Source organism: Colwellia sp. 75C3 (assembly GCF_002836255.1).
Taxonomy (GTDB): Bacteria; Pseudomonadota; Gammaproteobacteria; order Enterobacterales; family Alteromonadaceae; genus Colwellia.
In genome coordinates, this window is record NZ_PJAU01000053.1 from 25,855 (window position 1) to 51,168 (window position 25,314).

At 37.4% G+C, this 25,314-nt stretch carries 27 protein-coding genes; 13 read left to right on the forward strand and 14 right to left on the reverse strand.

Annotation, left to right across the window (positions count from 1 at the left end):
* Positions 1–44: 44 nt before the first annotated feature.
* From CXF85_RS12480 to CXF85_RS12495, 4 genes are all read left to right on the forward strand, one after another.
* A complete protein-coding gene (locus CXF85_RS12480) occupies positions 45–809 on the forward strand; it encodes a tetratricopeptide repeat protein (protein WP_101228956.1) in 765 nt (254 codons plus the stop codon).
* A 78-nt stretch (positions 810–887) separates the two neighbouring features.
* Positions 888–1,025, forward strand: coding sequence for a DUF3149 domain-containing protein (locus tag CXF85_RS12485; protein ID WP_101228958.1), 138 nt, complete (start codon positions 888–890; stop codon positions 1,023–1,025).
* Positions 1,026–1,124: 99 nt separating this feature from the next.
* The gene (locus CXF85_RS12490) at positions 1,125–1,811 is read left to right on the forward strand and encodes a flagellin (RefSeq protein WP_101228960.1); all 687 of its coding nucleotides are present in this window, start codon (positions 1,125–1,127) and stop codon (positions 1,809–1,811) included.
* A gap of 87 nt (positions 1,812–1,898) precedes the next feature.
* Complete coding sequence (locus tag CXF85_RS12495) at positions 1,899–2,135, forward strand: YheU family protein (RefSeq protein WP_101228961.1); 237 nt, start codon at positions 1,899–1,901, stop codon at positions 2,133–2,135.
* Between the two features lie 172 nt (positions 2,136–2,307).
* On the opposite strand, the gene CXF85_RS12500 is transcribed toward CXF85_RS12495, so the two are convergent.
* From CXF85_RS12500 to nudE, 3 genes are all read right to left on the reverse strand, one after another.
* Positions 2,308–3,108, reverse strand: a complete 801-nt coding sequence (locus CXF85_RS12500; RefSeq protein WP_101228962.1) for a DUF1338 domain-containing protein — start codon at positions 3,106–3,108, stop codon at positions 2,308–2,310.
* A gap of 463 nt (positions 3,109–3,571) precedes the next feature.
* Positions 3,572–4,393: a 3'(2'),5'-bisphosphate nucleotidase CysQ gene (gene cysQ / locus CXF85_RS12505; protein WP_101228964.1), complete on the reverse strand. Its 822-nt coding sequence runs from the start codon at positions 4,391–4,393 to the stop codon at positions 3,572–3,574.
* Positions 4,394–4,448: 55 nt separating this feature from the next.
* Positions 4,449–5,000, reverse strand: a complete 552-nt coding sequence (gene nudE / locus CXF85_RS12510) for an ADP compounds hydrolase NudE (RefSeq protein ID WP_101229027.1) — start codon at positions 4,998–5,000, stop codon at positions 4,449–4,451.
* 126 nt (positions 5,001–5,126) lie between these two features.
* On the opposite strand from nudE, the gene yrfG reads away from it, so the two are divergent.
* Positions 5,127–5,798 (forward strand): GMP/IMP nucleotidase, encoded by a 672-nt coding sequence (gene yrfG, locus CXF85_RS12515; protein WP_101228966.1) that lies wholly within the window; start codon positions 5,127–5,129, stop codon positions 5,796–5,798.
* Positions 5,799–5,901: 103 nt separating this feature from the next.
* Here yrfG and rplI read toward each other — a convergent pair whose 3' ends face one another.
* The 6 genes from rplI to CXF85_RS12545 form a co-directional block, all read right to left on the reverse strand.
* Positions 5,902–6,354, reverse strand: coding sequence for a 50S ribosomal protein L9 (gene rplI, locus CXF85_RS12520; protein WP_101228968.1), 453 nt, complete (start codon positions 6,352–6,354; stop codon positions 5,902–5,904).
* A 17-nt stretch (positions 6,355–6,371) separates the two neighbouring features.
* On the reverse strand, positions 6,372–6,599 hold the full coding sequence (gene rpsR, locus CXF85_RS12525) for a 30S ribosomal protein S18 (protein WP_011041278.1): 228 nt from the start codon (positions 6,597–6,599) through the stop codon (positions 6,372–6,374).
* Positions 6,600–6,653: 54 nt separating this feature from the next.
* A complete protein-coding gene (gene priB / locus CXF85_RS12530) occupies positions 6,654–6,968 on the reverse strand; it encodes a primosomal replication protein N (RefSeq protein WP_101228970.1) in 315 nt (104 codons plus the stop codon).
* Positions 6,969–6,975: 7 nt separating this feature from the next.
* Positions 6,976–7,407 carry a 30S ribosomal protein S6 gene (rpsF, locus tag CXF85_RS12535; protein WP_101228972.1) on the reverse strand — a complete coding sequence of 144 codons (432 nt, stop codon included), beginning with the start codon at positions 7,405–7,407 and terminating at the stop codon, positions 6,976–6,978.
* A gap of 181 nt (positions 7,408–7,588) precedes the next feature.
* The gene (locus CXF85_RS12540; protein WP_101228974.1) at positions 7,589–8,944 is read right to left on the reverse strand and encodes a hypothetical protein; all 1,356 of its coding nucleotides are present in this window, start codon (positions 8,942–8,944) and stop codon (positions 7,589–7,591) included.
* A 159-nt stretch (positions 8,945–9,103) separates the two neighbouring features.
* Entirely contained in the window at positions 9,104–10,180 is a 1,077-nt protein-coding gene (locus tag CXF85_RS12545; RefSeq protein ID WP_101228975.1) for an acyltransferase family protein, read from the reverse strand.
* Positions 10,181–10,429: 249 nt separating this feature from the next.
* Here CXF85_RS12545 and CXF85_RS12550 point away from each other — a divergent pair, with 249 nt between their 5' ends.
* From CXF85_RS12550 to CXF85_RS12565, 4 genes are all read left to right on the forward strand, one after another.
* The gene (locus tag CXF85_RS12550) at positions 10,430–10,870 is read left to right on the forward strand and encodes a transcriptional repressor (RefSeq protein ID WP_101228977.1); all 441 of its coding nucleotides are present in this window, start codon (positions 10,430–10,432) and stop codon (positions 10,868–10,870) included.
* 183 nt (positions 10,871–11,053) lie between these two features.
* Entirely contained in the window at positions 11,054–13,432 is a 2,379-nt protein-coding gene (locus CXF85_RS12555; RefSeq protein ID WP_101228978.1) for a M1 family metallopeptidase, read from the forward strand.
* Entirely contained in the window at positions 13,432–13,956 is a 525-nt protein-coding gene (locus tag CXF85_RS12560) for a DUF6702 family protein (RefSeq protein ID WP_101228980.1), read from the forward strand. The genes CXF85_RS12555 and CXF85_RS12560 overlap by 1 nt, the downstream gene beginning before the upstream one ends.
* 125 nt (positions 13,957–14,081) lie before the next feature.
* Positions 14,082–14,546, forward strand: coding sequence for a chemotaxis protein CheX (locus tag CXF85_RS12565; RefSeq protein WP_101228982.1), 465 nt, complete (start codon positions 14,082–14,084; stop codon positions 14,544–14,546).
* A 106-nt stretch (positions 14,547–14,652) separates the two neighbouring features.
* On the opposite strand, the gene CXF85_RS12570 is transcribed toward CXF85_RS12565, so the two are convergent.
* From CXF85_RS12570 to CXF85_RS12590, 5 genes are all read right to left on the reverse strand, one after another.
* A complete protein-coding gene (locus CXF85_RS12570; RefSeq protein ID WP_232771181.1) occupies positions 14,653–15,273 on the reverse strand; it encodes a flavin prenyltransferase UbiX in 621 nt (206 codons plus the stop codon).
* 65 nt (positions 15,274–15,338) lie between these two features.
* Positions 15,339–15,839 carry a peptide deformylase gene (gene def / locus CXF85_RS12575; protein WP_101228986.1) on the reverse strand — a complete coding sequence of 167 codons (501 nt, stop codon included), beginning with the start codon at positions 15,837–15,839 and terminating at the stop codon, positions 15,339–15,341.
* Between the two features lie 63 nt (positions 15,840–15,902).
* Positions 15,903–17,351 (reverse strand): UDP-N-acetylmuramate:L-alanyl-gamma-D-glutamyl-meso-diaminopimelate ligase, encoded by a 1,449-nt coding sequence (gene mpl, locus CXF85_RS12580; RefSeq protein ID WP_101229028.1) that lies wholly within the window; start codon positions 17,349–17,351, stop codon positions 15,903–15,905.
* 393 nt (positions 17,352–17,744) lie between these two features.
* Positions 17,745–18,839 (reverse strand): DUF481 domain-containing protein, encoded by a 1,095-nt coding sequence (locus CXF85_RS12585; RefSeq protein ID WP_232771182.1) that lies wholly within the window; start codon positions 18,837–18,839, stop codon positions 17,745–17,747.
* An 85-nt stretch (positions 18,840–18,924) separates the two neighbouring features.
* Positions 18,925–20,049 (reverse strand): DUF481 domain-containing protein, encoded by a 1,125-nt coding sequence (locus tag CXF85_RS12590; RefSeq protein WP_101228988.1) that lies wholly within the window; start codon positions 20,047–20,049, stop codon positions 18,925–18,927.
* 420 nt (positions 20,050–20,469) lie between these two features.
* Between CXF85_RS12590 and glnA the strand changes: the two genes are divergently transcribed.
* The 4 genes from glnA (at position 20,470) to glnG (ending at position 25,310) form a co-directional block, all read left to right on the forward strand.
* Positions 20,470–21,876, forward strand: a complete 1,407-nt coding sequence (glnA, locus tag CXF85_RS12595) for a glutamate--ammonia ligase (protein ID WP_101228990.1) — start codon at positions 20,470–20,472, stop codon at positions 21,874–21,876.
* Positions 21,877–22,120: 244 nt separating this feature from the next.
* Positions 22,121–22,639 carry a DUF4124 domain-containing protein gene (locus CXF85_RS12600; protein ID WP_101228992.1) on the forward strand — a complete coding sequence of 173 codons (519 nt, stop codon included), beginning with the start codon at positions 22,121–22,123 and terminating at the stop codon, positions 22,637–22,639.
* Between the two features lie 158 nt (positions 22,640–22,797).
* Entirely contained in the window at positions 22,798–23,913 is a 1,116-nt protein-coding gene (glnL, locus tag CXF85_RS12605; protein WP_101228994.1) for a nitrogen regulation protein NR(II), read from the forward strand.
* Positions 23,910–25,310 carry a nitrogen regulation protein NR(I) gene (gene glnG / locus CXF85_RS12610; RefSeq protein ID WP_101228996.1) on the forward strand — a complete coding sequence of 467 codons (1,401 nt, stop codon included), beginning with the start codon at positions 23,910–23,912 and terminating at the stop codon, positions 25,308–25,310. Before glnL ends, glnG begins: the two co-directional genes overlap by 4 nt.
* Positions 25,311–25,314 lie beyond the last annotated feature (4 nt).

Below are 25,314 nucleotides of genomic sequence, written 5' to 3' on the forward strand. Positions count from 1 at the left end.
TAAGCTACACTTATTCATATTAATCAAGCTAATCTAGGATAACCATGTTTATCAAAACAAGTCTTAAAGCGCACGTTAGTGCCAAAGTAATTATCCCTGCAATGATATTATTATCCAGTTTTTCAGTGCTGGGCAATGATCTTGAACTAGGTGTTTATGAGTTAAACCGGGGTGCATTTAAAGCGGCTATTACTCAGTTTCGTCCGTTAGTCAATGAAGGTTACGCCCCTGCTCAATATCAAATGGCCTTAGTTTATCAACACGGTTATGGCGTATCTAAAGACGGCATGAAGGCATTGGAATTATTTAAGCTGGCTGCAGATCAACATTATCCCGATGCACAATTTGAATTGGCCTTAATTTACTCTGAAGGCAAGTTAGTAAAAACAGATCTGAAAAAAGCGTTTGAACTTACACATAAAGCCGCCAATAAAGATTTAGCAAGTGCACAATTTAATTTAGCCGTGATGTACGCCAACGGTACTGGTGTTAAACAAGATGACTTTAAAGCATCGCGTTGGTACAAAACAGCTGCTAATTTGAATTACGCCCTTGCTCAGTATAATTTGGCTTTACTTTATAGTGAGGGTAAAGGCGTAGAGAAAAGCATCGATTTATCTTATGTATGGAATACCGTTGCCGCATGGAATGGTTACCCGAATGCAGAAAAGAGCCGCAATATGGACGCGCGTGAGTTATCTCAGCGAAAAATTGAAGAAAATATAGAAACGGCTAATAAAATCTATCGAAAAATTATAGAGCAGCAAGAGAACAAAGCAAAAATGGCAGAAAAGCAGCGTTTCTATTGATCTAAATCAGTTTAGTCATTGAGCAACTTAATTACACTAGGTACATCAGAAATTACTTAGAAAATTATGGAGCTCAATATGAACTTATTATCAATGTTAGCCAATGACCCTGTTGTGATGTTTTCTTTTGGCGGTATAGCCATTATGCTCGGTATTTGCGCCTTTTATGTATATTACTTTATTACACATATTCAAGATGATAGTAAAAAACATTAACTTGATACGACTATATCCCCTGCTTCTATAGGCTAAATAGCGTTCGATTGCTATACTATTAAGTAGCAATGTTATAATTTAGTCTGTGAAGGTGTCGTTATGTTGTCGATCAATCAGCCCTCTACCAATTTAAGCTTTATTGATAAGCTCAGTCAGCAACGTGAAGAACAAGCCGAAAAACTCGCGTCAGGTAAGCGCATCAATAAAGCCGCAGATGATGCTGCCGGTTTACAAATAGCTAACCGTCTCACCACTGAAATTACTCAGAGTCAACAACTGAGCTTTAACGCACAAGACCAAGCCAATATAAACGATGTTGAGAGTGGAGCCTTATCTGCAATTAATGAAAGTTTGTTTCGCGCACAAGAGTTATCGATTCAGTCAGGTAACCCAATATATAATACAGATGCCATTCAGGGTGAACTGAACCAAATCACCGAACAAATAAATACCCTTGCTAGTGGTGTTCTCGGACAAGATAATTTTATTAGTGGACTAGACGCTAGTGACCCAGCAGCCACTCAAGCCATACTTCAAGACACCTCAACCTTAGTAAATGATAGTGCCAGTGCTTTAGGTGCACAAACAAATGCGATTGTTAGCCAAGTATCTACCTATCAAACCAGTGTTATCAATGTTAGTGACTCCAGGTCACGCATTGAAGATACGGATTATGCTGCAACATCAAGCGAACAAGCAAAAAATGAAATACTTTTACAAAGCGCTATTATGATTCAAAAAAAGGACCAAGAGCATAAAGGTTTACTCTTTAATAAATTAGTTTAGAGTATAGTAAATCAATTAATGCGTTTGGTCTGATGCGATTCAGCGATACAATAGCGAATCACTGTTTAAATTCCTGAAGACACCGTTATGATCATCCCTTTAGAACAACTATCACATGAAATATTAACTGCCATTATTGAAGACTTTATTTTACGTGAAGGCACTGAATATGGTGCTGAAGATGTAAGTAAAGAGGCTAAAATTGGTCAAGTAAAAAAACAACTTGAACAAGGTCATGCCGTATTGGTTTATTCTGAACTCCATGAAAGCATCAATATATTGCCCAGTGATCAATTTAAAGCAGGCATGGAAGAGCAACTATAATATATACCCGTTTACCAAAGAATATGCATGCTTCTAGTGCACTTTGAATGGTAATGGATAGTTAATATTGATGACTTAGCCCTAATAAAAAACCAATAAAAAAGCCAGTGGCATAGCACTGGCTTAAAAATTTTACTTATTTATTTCTACGGTTAAAACCGCTTAAAATAGCCTAACCTTTAGCGTTAGTACTATCAAAAATCTTATCCGCTGATGCTGCAACAAAACCAGTATATAGCTCACCATTGGCAAGAGGATAACGTTTAGCAAATTCATAGAAACAACTTGGAATTTCCATTGTTTTATCAGAAAAATCTACTGGCGCTTTATCAGCAAGTGTCGATGATTGCTCTAATTTCACTACCTCATCACCTTTGATTTCACCACCATTGGTATTGAGTGCATAACCAGCTTCTTTAAGTTTGGAGTTAACGACTTCTATATCTTCGTAACCCGCTAAGTGATTAATGCTCACAGTAAAGTGATTTGCACGGTAACCCCATGCTGCTAACCATGCTGCATATTCACTAACATTTAACAGTGTCTCATAGTCTTTTGAACTAATTTCCCAAAGACGACCAGAGTAAAGGAAATCAGCACGATCACTAACATCATCAGGTAACTGAGCAATTAAACCCGTAATAATTTCTTGGACTTCACTAGAGAATTCTTCAACACGCAATTCACTAATAAACACTTTAGGCATAGTACTATCTGTATGTTCAAAGTGTTTCGCATCCAGTTTTTTTGCCGAGAAGTCATATTGGCCACATTCAGTGTAACCTAAAGCCAAAAGTCCCTTAGCCAATTGCACTAAGTTAATTTTGGGGTGATTAAAGGTACGGTAAGCGACATGATCATTAATTACATCATTGCCATTTCCTAACAATTGGTGAATTTTTTTTGCTGAGGGTGTCACGCAGAGATATTGTTCCCAGATCTCATTAAAAAGTGCGGTTACTTGAGCTGCCATGGTTTTTCCTCTTACTTATTGAGTAGTTTTAATAAAATAATACGAATTGAATATTTATAGTTTATTGCTCAGCTTATTAACATTACGGGTACAGATAAAGTTAATAGCTGATAAAGCAGCAGATAGCAAAATGGTCGGAAAAATAACAAAGTGATATTTTGGCTGACAGCATAAGCTATCTACCAAAAATTTAGATTTGATCGATACTTTTAAAGAAGCAAGGTCGATGCCCTGCTTGATGGTGAGATATATGTTCTTTTAATACGTTTGATAACATAGCTAAAACAAAATTACCTAATCACGATAGTACGGAAGCAGCCGTTAAGCTCACTTCAATGAATAGCGCTAATTTAGCACAAATCTTATGCAAAACGAACTACTTCGTTTTAACTGTAACTTAATCCTCCATTACTTAACCTTGCTTAAAGATAATGAGAATGAGATTTTTTATTTTAGCTGATTGTTATTCATATACTTTTCTGTGGGCGTTAATTATTTTTTGCCAAGAAAAATCTCTTGACCCTAAACTAACAAAGTCAGGGTTCAGTAAACTTTCACGTTTATTGTAACTTAAAGGGTTAAATTCACTGTCGATAATATCACCGCCGGCTTGCTCTAAAATACATTGGCTAGCCCCTGTATCCCATTCACCCGTGACGCCTATCCGTAAATAACAATCTGCTCCACCTTCGGCAATAAGACAATTCTTTAAGGAACAGCTCCCCAAGGCAACATAATCATAGTCGTAATCATTATTTAAGTATTGCCCCATTAATTCAAGCTGTTGACGACGACTTATAGCAACTTTAATACGACGGTTTTCTTGATATTCTGCTACACGAATAGCATGACTAGCCTGGCTGTTATCTTTAAAAGCACCAAGGTTTTTTTGCCCATAATAAGTAAGGCAGTGATCTGGCGCGTGAATAACACCCAGTGTCGGCCAACCATTTTCAACTAGCGCAATATTTACTGCAAAATCACCACTGCCAATGATGAATTCACCCGTGCCATCAATGGGATCGAGTAACCAGTAACGAGACCAATTTTTTCGCTCGCTTAATTGTACTGTACCTACTTCTTCTGAAATAATAGGTATATCTGGTGTCAGGGTTTTAAGCTGGTCCATTAATATATCGTTTGATGCAATATCAGCACTGGTTACTGGGCTTTTATCCGCTTTAGTTTCTTCAGTATAGTTTCCCTGACGATAATATTTCATTACTTCTACGCCAGCTTTTTTTGCGCTTTCTAAAGCAATGTTCAGTAATTTATCTTGGTTCATCGTTATACCTCTTTCATCGTGCTTTAGTACTATGTCACTTTCAATTTATTTGCTATTAATTTTCAAGAAGATCTCGTACTAACATTAATGCTGCAATACTACGTGCTTCGGTAAAATCTGTTTGTTGTAATAGTTCTTTATAGTCTTTAATTGGCCAAGACACCACTTCTAATGGCTCTGGTTCATCACCTTCAAGCTCAGACTTGTAAAGATTTTTAGCTAAGAATATGGTCATTTTGGCATTAAAAAAGGCAGGTGCCATCATCAATTCTGTCATCTGCTGTAACTGTTCGCTACCATAACCAATTTCCTCTTGTAGCTCTCGATTGGCAGCTTGCTCAGCAAGCTCACCTTCATCAATAAGCCCTTTGGGAAAACCTAATAAGTAACTATGCGTACCTGCACAATATTCACGTACCAGTAATAAGGTCTCATCATCAATCATGGGCACTATCATCACAGCACCACGACCTGTGCCCATCATACGCTCATATTGCCTTTGTTCACCATTACTAAAGGTGAGATCTATTTGTTCAATTCCAAAGAGTCCGCTTTTAGCCACTTGTCGGCGATTAGTAATGAGTGGTAATTGATTTTTATCAGCCATAGTTCTAGCTACATTAGTTAATTGTTTTTCGTTAGATATCACTATAATGCCACGATAAACAATACTTTTGGAATAGCAAAATGTTAATATTTATTACACTGCAACTTATTTTGAGGAATGACCAATATGGCAAACATTAATTGGTCCGAAATTTCTACCGTTTTAATTGATATGGACGGTACTATTTTAGATTTACATTTTGATAATCACTTTTGGCTAGAGCACTTACCTTTACGTTATAGTGAAAAAATGTCGATATCTCTCGATGCCGCAAAAGCTAAACTTAAAGCTGATTACTTAGCTGTTGTTGGTACTATTGAATGGTATTGCCTAGACTACTGGACTGAGCGAACACAAATGTCCATCAAAGAACTCAAACGAGAAATCCAGCACCTTATCCAATTACGCAGTGACGCGAAAGATTTTTTATTAGCACTGAAAGCCAGTGGTAAAGATATCGTTATGGTAACAAATGCTCACCCAGAGGCACTGTCACTTAAAATTGAACGTACTCAATTAGATCAATACTTTGATACGCTTTACTCTACCCATGAATTTGGCGTCAGTAAAGAGTCGCAGTTATTATGGCAACGTCTACAAGACAAACATGGCTTTGATTGTGATAAAACACTGTTTATTGATGACAGTATAGAAATACTTAAATCAGCTCAGCAATACGGTATTAAACATTTACTGGCGATTGCAAATCCTGATAGTAAAAAACCAACCAACGTCATTAAAGAGTTTCCAGCCATCACCAATTACGATAAATTAACGGCACAACTTAGTAAGACTTAACTCAGTTCAGTCAGTTAACAGAAAATTAAGACAAAAAAATACCGCAGCCTCAATGAGAATGCGGTATTTTGTTTTATAATCTAAGCAAATGCTTAGTTATAAATTATGCTTCAGCGATAACTACAACTTTGATGCTAGTATCAACATCATGATGTAAGTGAATTGCGATTTCGAATTCACCTGTTTCGCGGATAGCACCTAATGGTAGACGTACTTCAGCTTTAGCAACTTCAACGCCAGCTTCAGTGATCGCATCAGCGATATCACGAGTACCAATAGAACCGAATAATTTACCTTCGTCACCAGATTTTGATGCGATAGTAACTTCAGCTAGCTCAACAACTTTCGCTGCACGAGCTTGAGCTGCAACTAGAACTGTAGCTAAGTTAGCTTCCAATTCAGCACGACGAGCTTCAAAGTGCTCAACGTTAGCTTGTGATGCAAATACTGCTTTACCTTGTGGTAATAAGTAGTTACGTGCATAACCTGATTTAACAGATACCTTGTCACCAAGGCCGCCTAATTTGGCGATTTTATCAAGAAGAATTACTTCCATTTCAAACCCCTATTAGCTTACTTATGTAAGTCGGTGTATGGTAACAATGACAAGTAACGAGCGCGTTTGATCGCACGAGTTAGTTGACGTTGATATTTAGCAGCAGTACCAGTGATACGGCTAGGAACAATTTTACCACTTTCAGTGATATAGTTTTTTAAAGTTGCAATATCTTTATAATCTATAGATGTTGCGCCTTCCGCTGTGAAGCGACAAAACTTACGACGTCTAAAAAAACGAGACATGGAGTTCTCCTAATGCGGTTTTATTAAATTAACAATTTTGTTAGTTAATAAAGCCTAATTAATCATTTCAATTTGCTGGGCATGTAATGCTAAAAGCGGATTCCCGTTTCTAGATTCGTGACGATTTATAAAACCTGTCACTTTTATTACAGTACCCGCAACTAATTCACGAGTTAAGTGTGATAAATCACCTGTGGCAACTACTTGTATTCGGACAAAAGCTTGTCGATTCATGCCAGCTTCATTTTGTATAGACTTGTGGTCTATTGAAAACTGACTATGACTAATACCTGCAGGGCTGGTTGACTGTTTAGGGGTTCTCACCACCTCACCGATCAACACTAGGCAATTCTCTTGCGAGACAATCACAGATTACTTATTCTTCGCTAGCAGCTTCTTCAGATTTCTCTTCAACAGAGTCTTCTTTAGCTTCAACTGGCGTAGCAGCAACATCTTTCTTAACTTCGCGGCGATCGTCACGACGCTCTTCTTTAGCAGCAGCCATTGGCGATGCTTCAGTTACTGCATCTTTAGTACGCATAATCATGTTACGGATAACAACATCGTTATAACGGAAAGCAGTTTCAAGCTCATCAATAACTACTTGTGGCGCTTCAATGTTCATAAGAACATAGTGTGCTTTATGTAGTTTATTGATTGGGTATGCTAATTGACGACGGCCCCAGTCTTCTAGACGGTGGATTTTGCCTTCAGCAGCATTGATCAAGTCTGTGTAGCGCTGGATCATACCAGACACTTGTTCACTCTGATCAGGGTGAACCATAAATACGATTTCGTAATGACGCATTACGAGTTCCTTACGGTTGTAGTCTCATAATCTGGCTCAGCCAACACCAGTTGAGACAAGGAACAAAAGTTCAGGCTGAATTAAGGAGGCGTATTGTAGGGAAAACACTCAGAAAAAGCAAGCAATAACTAAGCGATGTTGACTGGCGTAGACCACAATCGGCTGCACTATTGAGGTGCGGCTATTTTATTGGTTCAATATTGACTATTTCTGAACGGTTTAAAGTGATTTTAAAACGCTGTAAGGATTCTTCACCTTGACAAACATGACGCAAAATAAGGTTGATTTGATAACGTCGCTCTACCCCTTGGCTTGATATTTTTTGCCCTTCCAAGCTATATAATCGACCAGCCCCTTTTTTCAGAAAGCGAACAAAAGGTGTTAAGTTGAAAAATGTCTGTTGCTGAATTTCGTCATAGCCAGGCAAAAAAGCCTTAGCCATAACCTTATTATCACAGCGAAAGTGCAATAATTGGGCATCCTGTTTATTTTGCTGTCGGCGTCGTTGAAACATAGCGTTGACTGTTTTGGGTAAATCTTTGCTTTTTATATATTCAAGCCATAGGATTTGGCTCAAAACACGTTTCTTAGTCACGCTATTGGTAAATAGGTTTTGCCACTTGGGCCGACCTTTCTGTATTTTTCGCCATATCAAACTGGTTAAGTCTTCCTTAAAGGTTTCTCGTAACCCGTAAATAAGTCCTAAGAAAGCCACTAAAGCAAGCGTAACTTCGGTAAAGTTAGTACGTGCATTTAGCACTAACAACATAACAAAAGCCATGATGAAGGCAGTAACAATGCCACGGACAAAACGTTTCAAGTTAACATTTAAGTAGCGAGTTTGGCGCTGAAAGACCACACCGTATTCTATCAATCGTTGTAACAGTCGCATTTTGTTAGTGATGCGGTTAGCATCATCAAGCGTAACTTGTGAGTTATATTTATTGTCGATACGATATTCATTTTCATTTCGGCATAAACTTAACAATAGCTCTCTTTCAGCGGTAAATTCAGCACTTTTCGGACCTGTTGTCAGTAATTTTAAGAAGGACTGTTCTATATGCCAACTTAAATAGTTATCTGCATTTTCAAAGAATGAGTTCAGTTTTTTATCAGAAGGCGTATAGCGCCTTAACTTTTTAGTCAACGAGGAGGTTTGTTCAGCTAATTCAACTGCCGCTGGATAAAACTCTTCCGCCACTTTTAACTTTAACGCTTGTTTAACATCTGCATCGAGTGCCTTTTTAACCTGATAGGAATATAAATTAAGGTTTAATCGATAGTCACTTTGTTCACCTTTATTTTGGCTAATAAATCGACTTCGCACTAAGGGCAGATGCAATTGGTCAGCGTGATAGGCGCTATGATTTTTAATATTTGAGTGGAAGAATTCTTCTTCGTTGAGCGTACTGGGGTTTATACCCATTTCAACTGGCAGGGAAAAGTACAAATCAATACGTTGATAGGCTTGTGGCAATAATTGGTGACTAACTTTAAACGACAAGTTTTCATCTTGACTAAGTTTAGCTTTATTCACTCGTAAAAAAGACTCCCTTTGTTATGATTAGCTTATAATTCATGATTAAAAATCATAAGCTAAGCATAGCAAAAACAAGGCTTTTTGATAGTCTTTTCAGACCTTAATATTAACAAAAATTAAAGTTAAGGCCTGAATATTACAACTAAGGGCTCCCGCTTATATTTTGATAAATATTTTGCGTTGATACAGCTTTAACGAAACATACCAGAAAAATGCTACATGTGAAAAAGCAAAAATAAATGAGGCTAATTTAGCTGCAAATACTTCACTCAGTTGTTGATATAACCAAGCATACATAGAAACATCACCAATATTAATGTTTAAGTACACTGTTACCACTAAAAATGACAACACATAAACAAAAAGTGGATTAGTACCATAAACCAATAAAGGCTCAGCCAATTTCACTTGTTTCATGATATCAATTAACCAGATGAAAGCGGCTAATAATAGACAAGCAAAACCTGTGGTGTAGATGACATAAGACGGTGTCCATAACGACTTATTAATAGGTAAGACTAAACTCCAGAGGGCACCAAAGCCAACTGCTAGGCCTCCAATAAGCGTTAACTTAATAACACTACTTTTTTTATCTTTAATACTGGTTAAATAACGTGTTAATTCAAAACCAAGCAGCATATTCACTACGGCTGGAATAGTACTTAATAATCCTTCCGGCTCAAAAGCAACACCGCGCATGGTATACATGTGATTAGCACCAATTACGGCTAAATCAAACTGACGAATAATATTACCTTCAATAGTTAAAGCACCTTCTCCAACACTAAGCAGTAATGCCCAATATGCTAACAAAATGACAGTTGACGCAATAAATATACCGGTACGGTTAAGTATTAGCACTAAACAGGCCGCTACCGCGTAAGCAATACCTATACGTTGTAAAACCCCCATAATTCGCCAATCGTCAATATTAGTGGTAAAAGGAATAACATTGAGCATAAAGCCAATAAAAAACATGATAAAACCACGTTTAATGATTTTTTTAAATTGCTCGGGACTGGCAGCGAAGTTACTTTTCTTGAAAGAAAAAAACATAGCGGAGCCAATGATGAATAAGAAAAATGGGAAAACTAAATCCGTTGGTGTTGCACCATTCCAATCTGCATGTAATAAAGGCGCATACACATGCGACCATGTTCCCGGTGTATTCACTAAAATCATTAAAGCGATGGTAATGCCTCTAAAAGCATCAAGTGCGAGATAGCGAGTCATGTTAATTTCCTACCAAAATTTATCGTCAAACAACACCAAAAGACAGCGCTGTCTTTTGGCAAATATTCCTCATTGTAATGTAAGGTTAAATAAATGGCGAATTGTTTATAACTGCCCTTTTAGGCTTTAGCTGCCAAGCCATACTAGCTATATGATTCGGCTAAGTTAAAAATATTTACTCGCGGATAAATAGCTATGATACACTGGAAAACTTATCCGCTTTTATACAACAGATAACCAAATAGCACCATGACGGCAGAATCTTTATTACAACAAGCACAACTCGTTTGCCAAAAAAAAGGCGCGCGCTTTACTAAAGTTAGAGAACAAGTTTTTCTGCTATTGGCTAATCGTCAAGGGGCCGTTGGCGCCTATGATTTATTGGCTGAGCTAAAAGAGTTAGATGCTGCGGCAAAACCTGCCACCATTTATCGTGCTTTAGATTTTTTATCTAAACAAGGCTTTGTCCATAAAATAGAGTCAATTAATGCCTTTATCATGTGTCACCACTTCGGTGAATGTAATCATCCTGTGCAACTCTTAATTTGTGATGAGTGTGGTCATGTTGAAGAAATACAGTCTAATAATTTTGATTTAGCTTTGCGCACCATGGCTGACGCTAATGGCTTTACTATCAGTCATCAAATAGTTGAAGCGCACGGCCGCTGTAAAAACTGTACCAAGGTTTAATCCACTCAAGACCATTTAAACTCCCCCTGCCGTTAATCTTATTAATGCTGCTTTTTATCGCAAATTTTACCTGGCAAGTAACAAGATGTTTCTGATTATGGTATAAATTCCGGATCAGTATTAAATATTGTATACATTCTATAAAAAACGTTAAAAGCGTGTGTCACTCTACTTTGGAAAATTATGAAATATTCAACCTATACTGCCTTAATTGGCCTAGTACTGGCTCTTTCTGGCTTACTGTCAGCAGATAGCCAGGCAAGTAAACTTGTCTTCGACGATAAGTTTCGTCAATTAGAAGAAGTTTTACCTACACCAAACATTTATCGTGCCGCTTCTGGTGCGCCAGGTCATAAGTATTGGCAGCAACAAGTTGATTACGACATTTCCATTGCTATAGATGACGAAACTCAGCGTTTAACCGGCGCGCAAGTAATGGATTACCAGAATAACTCTCCTGATACCTTGCGCTATTTATGGTTACAGCTTGATCAAAACCGCATGAAGCGTGATTCAGCGTACAAAATGACAAGTACTGCGCCAAGTAAAGATAAGGTCACTTTTAAGAGTTTCCGCGGCTTGGCTGAAACCCCTGCTTTCGATGGTGGTTATGGCATTACTAAAGTAACCGCAAGTAATGGCAAACCACTACATTATGTTATCAATGGCACTATGATGCGAATTGATCTGCCTAAACCATTAAAGTCTGGTGCTAGTGTAGAGATAAATATTAATTGGCATTATCAACTACACGAGCAAAAAGTGCTTGGTGGTCGTTCTGGTTATGAATACTTTAAAAAAGATGATAACTACCTTTATGAAATTGCGAGTTGGTTTCCTAGAGCTGCAGCTTATTACGATGCTAAGGGCTGGCAAAATAAACAATTTTTGGGTAGTGGAGAGTTCACCCTAGAATTTGGTGACTATGATGTAAAAATTACTGTACCTGCAGATCATGTTGTTGCAGCTACAGGTGTATTACAGAATGAAAGTAAAGTCCTTACTAGTACACAACGAAAACGCTTAAAACAAGCCAGAAAAGCTAAAAAACCGGTATTAATCATTACGCCAGCAGAAGCATTAGCGAATGAAAAATCACGTAGTACTAAAACAAAAACATGGCACTTCAAAGCTAAAAACATTCGTGACTTTGCTTTTGCTTCAAGTCGAAAATTCATTTGGGATGCACAAGGTTACCAACAAGGCACTAGCGATACTATGGCCATGTCATTTTATCCTAACGAAGGTAATCCTCTTTGGGAGAAGTATTCAACTGAAGCCATAATCCACACAATGGAGCAATACAGTAAATATACTTTCGATTACCCTTATCCTGTTTCTATATCAGTTAACGGCCCAGTGGGTGGTATGGAATACCCGATGATCACCTTCAATGGTCCTCGTCCTACACTCGATGAAAAAACGGGTGAGAAAACTTATTCACGTCGTACTAAATACGGCTTAGTCGGTGTTATTATTCATGAAGTGGGTCACAACTACTTTCCTATGATTGTTAATTCTGATGAACGTCAATGGACGTGGATGGATGAAGGGTTAAATACCTTTTTACAATTCCTTGCTGAACAATCATGGGAAGAAGGTTATCCGTCTCGTCGTGGTCATGCGGCTAAGATTACCAGTTACATGAAAAGTACTAACCAAGTACCCATTATGACTAACTCAGAATCTATTTTACAGTTTGGTAATAACGCGTATGGCAAACCAGCAACAGCATTAAACATTTTACGTGAAACCATTATGGGTCGTGAGCTGTTTGATTTTGCTTTTAAAGAATATGCGCAACGCTGGAAGTTCAAACGCCCTACGCCAGCTGATTTCTTCCGTACTATGGAAGATGCCTCGGCCGTTGATTTAGATTGGTTCTGGCGTGGCTGGTTCTATACTACTGATCACGTAGATTTAGCTATCGATAATGTGTATTTATATCGCCCAAATAGCCAAAACCCTGATGTGGAAGAAGCTTGGGAACGTGCAATGGATAACGAACAGCCTGAATTTATCAGTGATTTACGCAATAAAGGCCAATGGCTTCGTACTCAAGACAAACCTGAATTATTAGATTTTTATAATGAACATGATAAGTTTACTGCCACCAATGCTGATCGTAATAAATATAATAAAGCTCACGCTGAATTAAAACCTTGGCAAAAAGACTTATTGACGAATGATAGTAAGTTCTATGTCATCGATTTTTCTAATCATGGTGGCTTAGTCATGCCAATTTTACTTGATATTACTTATGCTGATAGCACCACAGAGCATGTTTATATTCCCGCTGAAATTTGGCGTCGAAATAGTAAAAAGGTATCGAAACTATTAATCCGTGATAAAGAAATCACCGACATTGCATTAGATGCCAATTGGCAAACTGCTGACGTGAATGTAAATAATAACTACTGGCCAGCTCGCCCTATTCAATCACGTTTTGATCTTTATAAAGCAAAGAAAAAAGATATGATGCGTGATTATAATAAGAAGCTTAAAGATATTTCAGTTGAGAAAATCAACGATGAAAAAGAACATAAAGAAGAAGGCCAATAATGAATAAAGTGTTTAGCAAGTACATCATTGCTATCTGCTTTTATGTGGGACTTGTAGCTTCGGCTACGGGTCACACCTATTTTTTTGGGGTGAGCGACCTAAATGTTAACCCAAAAACTCAACGCATTGAAATAATGCATCAATATACTGGCCATGATATTGAAAATGCTATCGCTGAACGTAGGCAGATTCACTTTTCTGCCGAGCACAAAAATTATGACTTATATATTCAGCAGTATTTTGAGCAACAATTTACCCTAGCGAGAAACCAGATAAAAGTACCGCTTAACTGGCTTGGTTTTGAAGTTATTTCAGGGAAAATAATAGCCTACCAAGAAAGTAAGCAACAAAGTTTTTTGCCACAAATGGTGGTAAAAAATGCAATACTCACCGATACTTACCCTAAGCAAGTGAATACAGTTAACTTTCAAGGTATAGATCTTCAAGGCGAAGCTTTTTTTGGCAGCTTAACTTTTGATCACAGGAGTAATAAAGAAAAAATTACTCCTCAATTAACTCACTAGTAAAGTCACTGAGCGATTTTCCACACAAATTATACAACTATCACGCTATTTGATTTACATTTGTAAAATAAGCATGCAGAATCAGATTAAGCACTTTATCTAAACAGTTAAGATTCGGAACCTTCATGAATGTAGAGTTTATCAATCCATTTTTATCTTCCATGCTTAATGTCATGTCAACGATGGCTCAAATGGAATTAATTCCAGAAAAGCCACGTCTTAAAAAAAATGAAGTCGCCTTGGGTGATGTTTCAGGTTTAATTGGTATGGTTAGCGATCAAGCAAAGGGCTCACTTTCTATTACTTTTGAAGGGGGTTTGGCATTAGCGACTATGAAAAAAATGGTCGGTGAAGCTCCTGATGAAGTTAATGAAGAGATTATCGATTTAGTCGGTGAAATAACAAATATGGTTACTGGTGGCGCGAAACGTATGCTGAGTGAAAAGGGCATTGAATTTGATATGGCCACCCCGATTGTTGTTTCTGGATCCAACCATTCTATTCATCATAAAGCTAAAGGACCTATCGTTATTATTCCACTAAAAAGTGATTTAGGCAGAGCTTATATTGAATTCAGTTTTGATGAGTAAGAAACACGAGTCATAGTGTGGTGTGTCTAACACCTGTAATATATTCATAAAAAAAGCGACTAACGTCGCTTTTTTTATGTCCGCAATATTACTTAATGCTTAACGTCTAAATGTTATAACCCCATCGCGGCATTATGTCTTGTTCAATACCAAGGTGATCTAATACTCGACCCACCATAAAATCAATAAGGTCTGCAATACTCTCTGCCTTATGATAGAAACCTGGAGAGGCTGGCATAATTGTGACACCTTGCTGAGAGAGGCTTAACATATTCTGTAAATGTAAGGTTGAATAAGGAGTTTCCCTTACCATTAAAATTAACTGACCTCGCTCTTTGATCACCACATCGGCAGCCCGCTCAATTAAGTTGTCGCTCATACCATGACAAATAGCCGCCATAGTTCCAGTAGAACAAGGACAAACAACCATTTGTTTTGGTGCTGAAGAGCCTGAAGCAACAGGAGAGAACCATTGCTCCTTACCAAAAACCGTTATTTGCTGGTCTTTTGCCTGATACTTTTCAGTAAGAAACTTACTGGCAGCGTCAGGAGAACTAGGAATTTTCACACCAACTTCCGTATCCACAACAATACGACCTGCACTTGAGCACAGAATATACAGTTGATAGTTTGCTGATATTAAACATTCAATGAGACGTAAGGCATAAGCAGCACCAGAGGCACCTGTGATGGCAAGGGTAATTTTACCATTAAAATCACTTTTCACTTTAGCCACCTTATTCAAATTTCGTATCATTAGTTAACAAGCCACGCTTTAATCTTTGATTATGCTTAACCATTTTTAATGGTTTTTTTAACTTTTTTAAGTGCCATTTGCTGTTTTAGTGGCGATAAATAATCAATAAATAATTTACCTTTTAAATGGTCTATTTCATGTTGCATCACAATCGCAAGAAATTCATCACTGGTAATAGTAAGCTCTTTTCCATCGCGATCTAGTGCTTCAACGGTAACGTGAGTGAAACGCTCAACATCTGCATAGTAGCCCGGTATAGACAAACAACCTTCTTGTCCCTTAGCGGTTTCTTCACCATGAGTAATCACTGGGTTTACAAGTATAAGTGGTTCATCTCGATTTTCTGAAATATCAATAACCACTACGGCTTCACTACGGCCAACTTGTGTTGCAGCTAAACCGATACCATCTTCGGTATCGTATAGGGTTTCAAGTAAGTCATCGATTAACACTTGAATTTTGCTTACATCAGATACAGGTAATGCTTGGTCTATAAGCTTATCGTTAGGTGCGGTAAGTATTGTTAATACGGTCATTGTACTGGGTTCTCTTTACTATTTTGATTAAGCTAAATTGGTTAAATATTTTATTTAAACAGGCTATACGATTCTATTCCCCAAACGGTTCAATAATTTGTCATGAATTCCGGCAAAACTACCATTACTCATCACAACAATTATATCGCCCGCTTGTGCTTGTTGAGTGATATTCTCAACTAATTTTTCAATGTTTTCTTCTACTTGGCAAGGTGGCTTACATTGATTGATTAAGTCACTCACTGACCACGTTATTTGCTCATCTTGATAAATAAATACCTGATCCGCATCAATTAACGACTGTGGTAGTGATTGTTTATGTATACCTGACTTCATAGTATTTGATCTAAACTCTAATACCGCAAAGATACGCCCTGCTTGTGCGTGTTCTTCTTTTTGTTGTGCAAGTTTAGCACGTACACCCGCTAATGTTTTTGCGATAGCCGTTGGGTGATGAGCAAAGTCATCATAAACGCTAATATTATTAACTGTGCCACGTAGTTCAAAACGACGCTTAGTATTGATAAATTCAGCTAATGCTTCCGTAGAGACTGAGCTTGGCACACCAGCATGACGCGCAGCAGCTATTGCCATCACCGCATTATCAATATTGAAATCGCCAATAAGATCCCACTTAACAACACCTTGTTTTTTACCGTTAAAGTTAACGATAAACTCACTACCTTGCGCATTTAATTTTTCTACTTGCCAGCCCATTGCTAATTGAGGGTCTTGCTTAAAAGCTTTTCTCGACAATTGTTGAACATCTCTAATAGAGAATTCGTTCGGTGTCCAGCACCCCATAGCTAACGTTTCACTAATTGCTTCTTCATCAGCCGGTGACAAAATCAAACCATTACTGGGTACCATCCGGATAAGGTGATGAAATTGTTTTTGAATATCACTGAGATCATCAAAGATGTCGGCATGATCAAATTCTAAATTATTGATGACTAAAGTACGTGGTCGGTAATGTACAAATTTAGATCGCTTATCAAAGAAAGCACTGTCATATTCATCAGCTTCAATAACAAAAAAAGGTGCATCACCTAAACGAGCAGAACTAGAGAAATTTTGCGGTACCCCACCAATAAGAAAACCAGGAGACATATGGGCATATTCTAAAATCCACGCCAGCATACTACTGGTCGTTGTTTTACCATGTGTACCCGAAACAGCGAGCACCCAGCGATCTTTTAATACATTGTCGAGTAACCATTGTGGACCTGACGTATAGGGAATATTGCGATCTAGCATATATTCCACCATGGTATTGCCCCGAGACATAGCATTGCCAACAATAACCAAATCAATATCATCAGAGAAGTTATCAACTTGATAGCCTGACATTAATTCTATGCCTAACTGCTCTAACTGGGTACTCATTGGCGGATAAACATTGGCATCAGAGCCACTGACTTTAAAGCCGAGTTCCTTGGCAATAGCAGCAAGTCCACCCATGAAAGTGCCACAAATACCTAATATATGAAGATGTTGAATTTTATTAGTCATAAATATAATAATCAAAAGATAAAGATGCGCTAGAATTGGCGATATCATACATTAATAACTAAGTTTTATCTGTAAACAGGTTCTTTAAAATTAGTTGAGCAAACTAGAAATGACGCATCCAGCACAATGCTCATAGGACAAAAATTTAAAATGTTGACTCACGGTTTAAGCAAGAGGGTGTTTCGGACTTAATTCAACTGATTCATATAGAGCAAGTTGTTGCGGCTCTTATAAAGTAAAACTCATAAGCGGTTAGGTTTCTTATAATTGAACCAATGTGTTATCAGCATATGAGGAGCAACAAGGTATTGTTTTATCGTACGGTTGTCGTTCATTAACTGACATTGAATTCAACCATATTAATAGATGTTAGATCACAGGACATGTCTTCTGCTAGAAGTCATATCCGAGACTCAGTATTAACCTATAATCATTCGATTTTGGCGGTAACGAATCCGCGGAAGCGACAGGCTTTGCTACTCGGTCTATAAAAAATGTAAAATCTAATTCAAAATTGTCTCTAAATTCAAATTCTAAGCCTGTTTTTAAATGTGAATTTCGCTTACCTGAATTTTCTTCAACAAATTGTAATTGATAATCAAAAATATAATCTATTTTACTTGAAATACTATAATCAAATAAAGTGCCTAAAGCGATAACACCACTTTTTTGGTCACTTTCGTCACTCGTATTGTAATATACGGTTTGTTGATAACTAGGTCCAAGGGTTACATCCCATTGAAGACGCTTATTTTTTACGAGGTGATAACCTAAACTGAGCCCTAGAGTATCTCTAGATTTAATGTTTTGTTGAACATCGGTAAAATATTCATAATCGAATACACGAAAGAAAGTTTTACTGCTGTAAAACCAATCAAGATATAAGGTGAGTCGGCTTGTATCAGTAAGAACTTTGTCTTCATCATCAAAAGTAGACTTACTATAGTTATAGATATAGTCGACTCTAAAACGTGTAAAAGGTGTTCTTCGCTGAATTCTAGCGTTAACTAAATAATCTAATTGATTCACATTACCTGAATTGACATCAATACCTAAACTAATTTTACCATCCCATAATCCTTTCCTGTCATCAGAAGATGAGGTTATTGATAAGAGTTCAGATAAAGGGTAGTGCTGTTCACTGCCACCACTGATTAAAACAAGGTGTTGATCTTTAACGATAAGGAAGCCTTCTTTTACTTCTCCATTAGCGAAACGAATTTGCTGGTCAAAACGACTACGCAACTCTGTTACATCTTGCCAATCAAAAATAATGGTATTGAACTCTTCACTTTCAAATTCAAGTTCATCCTCATACATCGAGATGATATCGCCTTTAAGCCATTCTCCTGAACGTAGTTTTAGCCAGTCAAAATTTTGTGAAAAAACAGGTGTTGGTGGACTCCATATATCCATATGCTCTAAGATTTCCTGCCCATAGCTGGTAAAGCTAATTAAGGCGATAATTAATGATAAATACTTATTCACAATATTACGGCACTTACTCTAACAATAATAAAAACGGCAGTATTAGATGAAATACAAGCCCGAAACAAAAAACCGAGTTGGTTAATTAAAAATCATAGCCAAAACTAACCACTAAACGATAATCATTTTTTTCTGGTATATTATCATCACTGTCTGCTTTTGGATTTTCAGTACGATCGGCATATAAGGTCAAATCCAAATCAAAGTCATTAGTAAGTTCAATCTCTAGACCTGTTTGAAAGTGGTGGATATTACCGCCTGACGCTTCATTAACCATTTCAATACTATACGAAACATCGAAGTCAATATCACTCGTGACTTCAAAAGTATAATCTGTACCCAGAGTTAAACCAAAAGAACTTTCTACATCGCTTTCAGTCTCTTGAACATCAAGGAATTTACTTTTTTGATAACTTGGACCTATATTAACATCCCAAGTTGTCCTGCTTGTGTCAAGAATGTGATAACCCAATGCGATACCATAATGGATACGATAGTCTAAGTTTAGAAATTCATCCGCTGTGTATTCAATATCAGCTGCTCGAAAATAAACTTTAGGACTAAAAAACCAATCATAAGATGACGTTAAGTGCTCGCTGTCAGCGGTAACTTTCATTTCTTCTGTGTCTTGATCTTCATAGCGACTATAATCTGCCGTATAATCAGTTTTAAATCGACTACTCGAACTTCGTCGCTGTACTCCAGCAGAAAATGTATAATCAAATTGTACTGTATTACCTTCGCGTAAATTAATACCTACATTGACGTAGCCATCCCATAAATCTCGTTCATTTTTTCCTGATGATGCAATAGATAAAAGGCTACTCAATTCATAGTGGCTGGTCACACCGTGTTTGACTAAAGATAATCGCCCCTCTTTTAACACTAAATACCCTTCAGCAATGGTTCCATCAAACATACGAATGCTTTGCCATTGTTTACTTCGTAACTCAGCTATATCTTCCAAATCAATTGTCTGTATATCAAGTTCATCACTGTCGAATTCCAGCTTCTCATCATACATAGAAACGATATCGCCTTTTAGCCATTCATCAGATGTCAGCTTTATCCAATCAAAATCTTGCTTAAAAATGGGTGTTGGTTTCTGCCACTTGCGATTGTCTACCTCAGCATAACTAATCGTTGGCAGTGCCAATGAAAAGAGGAAAATAAAAGCTTTAGCTAACAGAGTTACCATCAATTTGTTCATAAAAATTTCTTTTTCAGGTGATTACTTAATAGAAGACCATAAATATCGATAAGCCTAACATGAGCTTGTTTATCTAAAAACAATAGAGCTTTATCTTGATCGTTATTTTAAGCATAACAATACAAAAAAAATATAAATTATAGGGGAAAGCTGCTAAATATATTCTATAGTAGGATTCTCACAACAACCACTAACGCACCACAATGATGCACATCAAGCACCAATTAGGTGCAACCCAAACAACTAAAAGAATAAAAAAGCTTATTAATCAATGGACTTTGTCTTGGCACGATTTTAGCTAATTAAATGAACAATAATAGATGAATAATGGTAATAACCAACCTTTATAACTTCATCCATTTTACAACTTACTCGATAATGTATAAAAATTTATAAAATTAACTTCACTGGAGACACAAAATGTCACAAGCAGTATTCGATTTAATTAAAGAACACGATGTAAAATTTATTGACCTTCGCTTTACAGATTCAAAAGGTAAAGAGCAGCACATTTCTATTCCTCATCACCAAGTTACTGAAGATTTTTTTGAAGATGGCAAAATGTTTGACGGTTCATCTATCGAAGGTTGGAAAGGCATTGATCAATCAGATATGGTAATGATGCCTGATCCATCAACAGCTGTCCTAGACCCTTTTACTGATGCAGTAACACTAAATATCCGTTGTGACATCGTTGAACCTGATACTATGTTAGGTTACAGCCGTGACCCTCGTTCAGTTGCTAATCGCGCTGAAGAGTACATGCGTTCTACTGGCCTTGCTGATACCGTATTAATTGGTCCTGAGCCAGAATTCTTCGTATTTGACGATGTACGTTTTCATACTGACATGAGCGGTTCTTTTTTCAAAATTGATGATAAAGAAGCGGCTTGGAACTCTGGTACTGAGTATGAAGAAGGCAACATGGGACATCGTCCTGGTGTTAAAGGTGGTTATTTCCCAACGTCTCCGGTAGATTCTTCACAAGATTTACGTTCTGCAATGTGTTTAGTTATGGAAGATATGGGCTTAGTTGTTGAAGCTCACCACCATGAAGTAGCAACTGCAGGTCAAAACGAAATTGCATGTCGCTTTAACACTATGGTTAAAAAAGCTGATGAAGTGCAAATATACAAATATGTTGTTCATAACGTTGCTCACGCATACGGTAAAACAGCGACTTTCATGCCTAAGCCAATCGTTGGTGACAACGGCACTGGTATGCATGTTCACCAATCTTTAGCTAAAGATGGCGTTAACTTATTCTCTGGTGATAAGTACGGCGGTTTATCTGAAATGGCACTTTACTACATTGGTGGTATCATCAAGCATGCTAAAGCATTAAACGCTTTTACTAACGCATCAACTAACTCATACAAACGTCTTGTTCCTGGTTTTGAAGCTCCGGTAATGCTTGCATACTCTGCACGTAACCGTTCAGCGTCTATTCGTATTCCAATTGTACCTTCTCCTAAAGCAATGCGTATAGAAGTTCGTTTCCCTGATCCTACGATGAACCCTTATTTAGGTTTCACTGCTATGCTAATGGCTGGTCTTGACGGAATTAAGAACAAAATCCATCCTGGCGATGCTATGGATAAAGATTTATATGACTTACCTGCTGAAGAAGCAGCTGCAATTCCACAAGTATGTGCTTCATTAGCAGACGCGTTAGATAGCTTAGAAGCTGATAACGATTTCTTAACGGCTGGTGGCGTAATGGACTTAGACATGATCAATGCATACATTGGTCTTAAGCGTGAAGAAGTTGAGTTATTAAACTCTTCTACGCATCCAGTAGAATTCGCGATGTACTACAGCGTTTAATCTCGTTTAGCTTCTCTTTGAAGCGTTCTAGCTCAGTAAAAAGCTCACTTCGGTGAGCTTTTTTATGCGCTAAGTTACAATAAAAATACAATTTATCTACATTTAATCTATAAAAACCACTTATTGATAGAAAAACAATAAAAAACATTTTTTTGTATAAAATATAGATATATACTTTAATTAGCGTACGTTATGGAATGATGCGGATATTGAATACCCAATGCACAGGAAAATATAAGGAATTATGATCAAGCTATTACTACTTACACTATTAGGCATCACGTTAGCTGCACCTGTGCACCCAAAAACGTCTAAAATTTATGTGTGGCGTAATGAGAAGGGCGTATTGGTTTTTTCTGACTCTCCAAGGGCTGGTGCTGAAGAAGTAAAAACTAAACCTGGTAATATCATCCAATCAAGCACCTCTATTGATACTGAAGTACTCGATATCACTCCTCAAGAAATGACAGAAAAATACGAAATAGCTATAGATACACCTAAAAATAATGCCACCATTCGCGATAATACCGGTTCGATATACATTGGTGGTGGTATCAAGCCAAGATTTAAGCCTGGCTTAGAAGTGCAGTTAATACTTGACGGAAAACCCCATAAAAAACCACAAAAACACTCTATGTTTTCTCTGAGAGATATTGAGAGAGGTGAGCATAAAATAAAAATGTTACTACTTGATGAAGAAGGCAAGGTTATTGCATCATCAACATCAGTAACGTTTTATATGCATAGAGCTTCATCAAAATAAGCCAAACAGATACCCGTAACCACATGTCATAAAAGGGTTAAGGATATAATTTAGCTATTTGAAGTCAAGAAAAACAACACTGCAAATAAAACCTTTCTTTAGTAAACTTGCACTGCACGCACTAAAACAGTGCACAAAGTTATCTATCTAGGATTTTTATGCATAGCCGTAGTTATATACAAGATCACAAGTTATCTTATCAACAATCACTCGCTAACCAGCTGGTTACCGCGATAATTATCCTCAATGATAAACTCGCTATCGTGTATGTAAACCCTGCTGCTGAAGCATTATTAAATAAAAGCCTGTATCGTTTATATAATACTGAATCTGAAATTATTTTTGCTAATACGAGTATTAGTAGTCCACGTTTAAAGCAACTCCTTGCCACTGGACAAGAATTTACCGACAGCGATATTGTAATAGAGCTAAATGAAAGTCACCGATTTACTGCAGAAGTAACAGCTTCTTCAGTCGAGTTTGAAAGGACTCCGCATGTATTACTTGAATTAAAACAGATAGATCAACAAAAACAAATTAGCCTTGAAGTTTTTCAACATCAGCAATGGCTTGCCGCTCGTGACCTTATTAAAGGACTGGCACACGAAATAAAAAATCCGCTTGGTGGTCTTCGAGGAGCAGCACAATTACTCAGTAAAGAATTGAATAATGAACAACAAGAATATACCAGCATGATCATTGAACAAGCTGACAGATTAACTAATTTAGTTGATCGTCTTCTTGGTCCCAATCAACTGCCCCAAATTCAAGCACAAAATATCCACGGAATACTCGAGAAAGTATGCCAGTTGGTTAGTTATTCAAATGGACATAAAGTTAATTTATTACGTGATTATGATCCGTCCCTACCCGCTGTAGAATGTGACCAAGAGAAGCTGCAACAAGCAGTGCTCAATATTGTTAACAATGCTATTCAAGCCATTGATGAAAATCATAACATTACCTTAAGAACTCGAATTGCTAGCAATAAAACGATCCATGGCAAGCGAATAAAATTAGCGGTTCAAATTAGTATTATTGATAACGGCCCTGGTATTCCAAGTAAAATTCAAGATACGCTTTTTTATCCTATGGTATCCGGACGGTCTAACGGTACCGGCTTAGGTTTATCTATTTCACAAACTTTAATAAACCAACACAACGGTAAACTATCATGTCATAGCCGACCAGGTCATACAGAATTTACAATTCTATTACCACTTACACAAGCCCCTTTACAGCAAGCACCTTTATCACAAGAGAATGAATTATGATCACAGAACAAGTGTGGATAGTTGACGACGATAGCTCAATTAGATGGGTACTTGAGAAAGCCTTTGCCAGTGCAAACATAAGTTGCGCCGCTTTTGAGAGCGCTGAAAACTTATTGATTGCATTAGATCATGGACAGCCAGAAGTAATTATTTCTGACATTCGCATGCCAAATATTGATGGTATGGAGCTATTAAAGAAGTTAAGAAAGCACCATAGCCATATACCTGTGATTATTATGACTGCTCACTCTGATTTAGACAGCGCGGTTAATGCCTATCAAGGTGGTGCATTTGAATATTTGCCTAAACCGTTTGATATTGATGAAGCCGTCAACTTAAGTAAACGTGCTCTCACTCATGCTAGAGAGCAGAATGAGAAAAACCAGCAACAACCGAATGCTCCTTTAGCAGTCGGTCTGATTGGTGAAGCGCCTGCCATGCAGGAAGTATTTCGAGCGATTGGTCGACTATCACGTTCTAGCATTAGTGTATTAATTAATGGTGAGTCAGGTACCGGTAAAGAATTGGTTGCCCAAGCGCTACATTCTCATAGCCCTAGAGTTAATGAACCTTTTATTCCGTTAAATATGGCCGCTATTCCAAAAGACCTTATTGAATCTGAGTTGTTTGGTCATGAAAAAGGTGCTTTTACTGGTGCCAATGCTGTTCGACAAGGGCGATTTGAACAGGCACATGGAGGGACTTTATTTTTAGATGAAATTGGTGATATGCCATTAGATATTCAAACTCGCCTATTACGTGTACTTTCTGACGGCCAGGTTTATCGTGTTGGTGGTCATTTACCTGTACAAGTCGATGTACGTATTATTGCAGCTACTCATCAAAACCTTGAAGAACGTGTAAATAAGGGTGAGTTTAGGGAAGACTTATTTCATCGTCTCAATGTTATTCGCATCCACTTACCTAGCCTTAGAGAGCGTAAAGAAGATATAGCACAGCTGAGTCAGCATTTTTTAGCACAAGCAGCTAATGAACTCAGTGTTGAAGTTAAAACATTAAGTAAAAAAGCCAGTAACTTCCTTAACAATTGCCTTTGGCCTGGAAACGTTAGGCAATTAGAGAATATTTGTCGTTTTTTAACAGTAATGGCAAGTGGTCAAGAAATTCTTATTGAAGATTTACCTAATGAATTAACAGAGAAGTCTGCTCCTCTAAAACATGATTCTAATGATTGGCAAGAAGTACTCAGTACTTGGATGGATCAAGAGTTAGTCCAGGGCAAAGAAGCTATTCTTGATTACGCTCAAATTGAATTTGAAAAAATAATGCTTGATCGAGCGCTAATATTCACTCAAGGCCATAAACAAGAGGCCGCAAAGAAACTAGGCTGGGGAAGGAATACCTTAACGAGAAAGTTAAAAGAATTTGGTGACTAAAAGC

Bases quoted from the DNA above. Each gene is read 5' to 3' on its own strand.
- rplI (WP_101228968.1), bottom strand. From the start codon at position 6,354: ATGGAAGTAATTCTTCTTGATAAAATCGCCAAATTAGGCGGCCTTGGT.
- CXF85_RS12565 (WP_101228982.1), top strand. From the start codon at position 14,082: ATGAATGTAGAGTTTATCAATCCATTTTTATCTTCCATGCTTAATGTC.
- CXF85_RS12490 (WP_101228960.1), top strand. From the start codon at position 1,125: ATGTTGTCGATCAATCAGCCCTCTACCAATTTAAGCTTTATTGATAAG.
- rpsR (WP_011041278.1), bottom strand. From the start codon at position 6,599: ATGTCTCGTTTTTTTAGACGTCGTAAGTTTTGTCGCTTCACAGCGGAA.
- cysQ (WP_101228964.1), bottom strand. From the start codon at position 4,393: ATGAACCAAGATAAATTACTGAACATTGCTTTAGAAAGCGCAAAAAAA.
- rpsF (WP_101228972.1), bottom strand. From the start codon at position 7,407: ATGCGTCATTACGAAATCGTATTTATGGTTCACCCTGATCAGAGTGAA.
- yrfG (WP_101228966.1), top strand. From the start codon at position 5,127: ATGGCAAACATTAATTGGTCCGAAATTTCTACCGTTTTAATTGATATG.
- CXF85_RS12500 (WP_101228962.1), bottom strand. From the start codon at position 3,108: ATGGCAGCTCAAGTAACCGCACTTTTTAATGAGATCTGGGAACAATAT.
- CXF85_RS12550 (WP_101228977.1), top strand. From the start codon at position 10,430: ATGACGGCAGAATCTTTATTACAACAAGCACAACTCGTTTGCCAAAAA.
- CXF85_RS12555 (WP_101228978.1), top strand. From the start codon at position 11,054: ATGAAATATTCAACCTATACTGCCTTAATTGGCCTAGTACTGGCTCTT.
- CXF85_RS12495 (WP_101228961.1), top strand. From the start codon at position 1,899: ATGATCATCCCTTTAGAACAACTATCACATGAAATATTAACTGCCATT.
- CXF85_RS12590 (WP_101228988.1), bottom strand. From the start codon at position 20,049: ATGAACAAATTGATGGTAACTCTGTTAGCTAAAGCTTTTATTTTCCTC.
- CXF85_RS12560 (WP_101228980.1), top strand. From the start codon at position 13,432: ATGAATAAAGTGTTTAGCAAGTACATCATTGCTATCTGCTTTTATGTG.
- glnA (WP_101228990.1), top strand. From the start codon at position 20,470: ATGTCACAAGCAGTATTCGATTTAATTAAAGAACACGATGTAAAATTT.
- nudE (WP_101229027.1), bottom strand. From the start codon at position 5,000: ATGGCTGATAAAAATCAATTACCACTCATTACTAATCGCCGACAAGTG.
- CXF85_RS12480 (WP_101228956.1), top strand. From the start codon at position 45: ATGTTTATCAAAACAAGTCTTAAAGCGCACGTTAGTGCCAAAGTAATT.
- CXF85_RS12485 (WP_101228958.1), top strand. From the start codon at position 888: ATGAACTTATTATCAATGTTAGCCAATGACCCTGTTGTGATGTTTTCT.
- CXF85_RS12600 (WP_101228992.1), top strand. From the start codon at position 22,121: ATGATCAAGCTATTACTACTTACACTATTAGGCATCACGTTAGCTGCA.
- CXF85_RS12545 (WP_101228975.1), bottom strand. From the start codon at position 10,180: ATGACTCGCTATCTCGCACTTGATGCTTTTAGAGGCATTACCATCGCT.
- mpl (WP_101229028.1), bottom strand. From the start codon at position 17,351: ATGACTAATAAAATTCAACATCTTCATATATTAGGTATTTGTGGCACT.
- def (WP_101228986.1), bottom strand. From the start codon at position 15,839: ATGACCGTATTAACAATACTTACCGCACCTAACGATAAGCTTATAGAC.
- glnL (WP_101228994.1), top strand. From the start codon at position 22,798: ATGCATAGCCGTAGTTATATACAAGATCACAAGTTATCTTATCAACAA.
- glnG (WP_101228996.1), top strand. From the start codon at position 23,910: ATGATCACAGAACAAGTGTGGATAGTTGACGACGATAGCTCAATTAGA.